Annotated in this window: 5 protein-coding genes; all 5 read right to left on the bottom strand. The window is 40.9% G+C overall.

Annotation, left to right across the window (positions count from 1 at the left end):
• Nucleotides 1–8 precede the first annotated feature (8 nt).
• Complete coding sequence (locus H595_RS24735) at nucleotides 9–137, bottom strand: hypothetical protein (RefSeq protein ID WP_276202276.1); 129 nt, start codon at nucleotides 135–137, stop codon at nucleotides 9–11.
• Nucleotides 130–387 (bottom strand): hypothetical protein, encoded by a 258-nt coding sequence (locus H595_RS0119465; RefSeq protein WP_240474954.1) that lies wholly within the window; start codon nucleotides 385–387, stop codon nucleotides 130–132. The genes H595_RS24735 and H595_RS0119465 overlap by 8 nt, the downstream gene beginning before the upstream one ends.
• A gap of 250 nt (nucleotides 388–637) precedes the next feature.
• Nucleotides 638–1,129: a nuclear transport factor 2 family protein gene (locus tag H595_RS23645; RefSeq protein WP_051220000.1), complete on the bottom strand. Its 492-nt coding sequence runs from the start codon at nucleotides 1,127–1,129 to the stop codon at nucleotides 638–640.
• A 114-nt stretch (nucleotides 1,130–1,243) separates the two neighbouring features.
• Nucleotides 1,244–1,783: a hypothetical protein gene (locus tag H595_RS0119455; protein WP_156886036.1), complete on the bottom strand. Its 540-nt coding sequence runs from the start codon at nucleotides 1,781–1,783 to the stop codon at nucleotides 1,244–1,246.
• A gap of 123 nt (nucleotides 1,784–1,906) precedes the next feature.
• Complete coding sequence (locus tag H595_RS0119450) at nucleotides 1,907–2,224, bottom strand: hypothetical protein (RefSeq protein ID WP_027672635.1); 318 nt, start codon at nucleotides 2,222–2,224, stop codon at nucleotides 1,907–1,909.
• Nucleotides 2,225–2,323: the final 99 nt, after the last annotated feature.

Here is a 2,323-nt window from a genome sequence, read left to right as displayed (position 1 = left end):
GCTATATTCTACAACCCTCTGATCACTGAGTATCTTAGCCATTTTTTGCCTACCTCATCGTTTTGATAGGCGTCTACTTTATTGGGGGAGGTTTCGTCCAGCGCCGCAGGCGCGGTGTGCTGGCGTTTGTTAGCCATTAACCGCACTCGCCAGCGTTAACCCGCTAATTACGAAAAAAACTAGCCATGATAAATGTTTTCCTTTTGTGTAATAGGCTGAAAATACTCCACTAAGGGCAAACACAACGCTGACGGTCAGAAGCAACGGAGCTGATTCTGGCATTAACACCAGAAGTATTGCAAAACCGAACCAAGCTAAACTTGTTATATGCCATGCAAATCGAAGGGTGCCTTTTGTAAACTGATCACTTCCTAAAAGATGTGGCAAGTTGTCTCTTTTAAATAGACGTATCAGTATGTACTTTTCGCCAAGGATTGAGTGAACAAACCCACATAGCACAAGTAGCATTGACGCGATGATTAGCAAAGCAACTCCTTTAGGCTAACGATTAGCGCACGCGCGTAAAACCGCCTGCGGTTTTACGTCGCAGCAGCCGCAGGCCGCGAGTGCCGCGCATTGTTAGCGAACCGTGCAACAACCAGCGCCAGCCGTGCAATTTAAAAATTTACAAAATAAATTAAAACATAGAGTTATTGTTTTTAGGTTTTTCAGGAACTGGCTGACCAACCCCCCAATGCTCTACTATCATGCCATCTTGCATGCGGAAGATATGAATCAAAGCGGCGCCCAGAGTGTCTGGTGTGCGCTTAACATGCAGGTGTAACCAAACTAGATCTCCGTCAGATGCGCTTCGCTTAATAGCCATAGAAAGCTCAGGAAACTCTTTGTATCGACCTAGAAATAATTCAAATAGCCCATCTCTGCCACCGCTTATATGAGGTGAATGTTCAAGAAAGCTTTCTGAGTAACATTCATCACGCAGAATATCAATCCTTTGAGATGGTTTAAGGTCGTTTCTGCTTTCCAATATCTCCATGCAATATATAGCTTTCTTTAGATTTGACTGTTCTAAAGTGGTGTAAGATTTTTCGTTTGCCAAACAAACAAAACTAAAGAATAAAGACACAAATCCTGTAAATATTAAGCCAATATCTTTTTTAACATTCATTCACCACTCCTTTGTAAAAAATATCGCAACACAACTTCAAGCTAACGCCCGCCACAAACGCGAGCAACGTGTTGCGAGTCGAGCGCCCAACGGGCGCGTTTTTGATGGCGATTGTTAGCCGACATTATTTTTAAAAAACAATACATTTGCCGCGGCTGCATAAATCAAGCAACAATTAATAAAGGTTTTTAGCATTGCTGCATGACTTTTTAACGTGTGATGTTCTGGAGACATGCATGTTTGATAATATGCGAACGCAGGGCTTGCGGACCGACTCAGACAATTTGCAAGCTCTGAAGCCTCTGAAGTATCAAGGTGACAATAGCTAATACCTATTGTCGTTGTAACGTCATATATATTTTTGATCGCTAGCTCACCCATAGATTGAACAGATCCTGGTTCAATTGCTTTAATGTTGATAATGCTGGCAATTTCAAGAAGTTCCGTCACTGAAGATAACCATCTTTTAATGATTGCAGCATTAACATCTACCGATCTCGCCTGTGGGCTTAAACAAAAATGGCAGAAACCACCCAATAAGGAATGATTATTAGAAATAGCACTGGCAAATGTATCCGCTTCGATGTCTGAAGTCCGCAGATATGACTTTGCCAACTGATAATATCTTTTATAAATTTTATCTCGAATTTTCATTTTGTCGGCTAACGCCTTGTTCAGCCGACCAAAAAGTGGCGATTGGCTGTGTGATAATGAGCGCAGCGAGTACACAGACAAGCGACGCATTTTGGGTCGTGCTGGAACAAATTGTTATGTGATTTAGTTTGTATAAACCCAGCCATTTGCTTGATAAATATAAGCATGCTTTGTAAAAACAGCACCATCAACAATTAGTATAAAGCTCTCTAATTCTTTATCAGGATGATATTTACACCTATTAGATTTTACAATTACTTTTTCCGAACCAACATCGGGATATATTCCTTTTTCTATTTTGTAATGTTTTAAAAATTCAACAATTTCTTCACATTCACTGAGCTGACTTGCCATAAACTTTTTATCTAATTGTACGAATCCTAGATAGACCGCACCGACTAACAATAAAAATATAGCAATAGAACATAAAATTCTTTTCATGGGCTCACAATCGTGGTAGAACGACCCATTACTGAGCCGCCCCCACACAGATCCGGACGTGCGGAATTACCGCATCCGGCTCTTCAGTTATATATTCAC

The sequence above is a fragment of the Rheinheimera baltica DSM 14885 genome (assembly GCF_000425345.1).
Taxonomy (GTDB): Bacteria; Pseudomonadota; Gammaproteobacteria; order Enterobacterales; family Alteromonadaceae; genus Alishewanella; species Alishewanella baltica.
The sequence above is the reverse complement of the archived record's forward strand: the minus strand, read 5'-3'. Positions and strand labels throughout refer to the sequence as shown.

Excerpts from the sequence above, each read along its gene's own strand:
- H595_RS24735 (WP_276202276.1), bottom strand. The coding sequence starts at position 137 with ATGGCTAACAAACGCCAGCACACCGCGCCTGCGGCGCTGGACGAAACC.
- H595_RS23645 (WP_051220000.1), bottom strand. The coding sequence starts at position 1,129 with ATGAATGTTAAAAAAGATATTGGCTTAATATTTACAGGATTTGTGTCT.
- H595_RS0119455 (WP_156886036.1), bottom strand. The coding sequence starts at position 1,783 with ATGAAAATTCGAGATAAAATTTATAAAAGATATTATCAGTTGGCAAAG.
- H595_RS0119450 (WP_027672635.1), bottom strand. The coding sequence starts at position 2,224 with ATGAAAAGAATTTTATGTTCTATTGCTATATTTTTATTGTTAGTCGGT.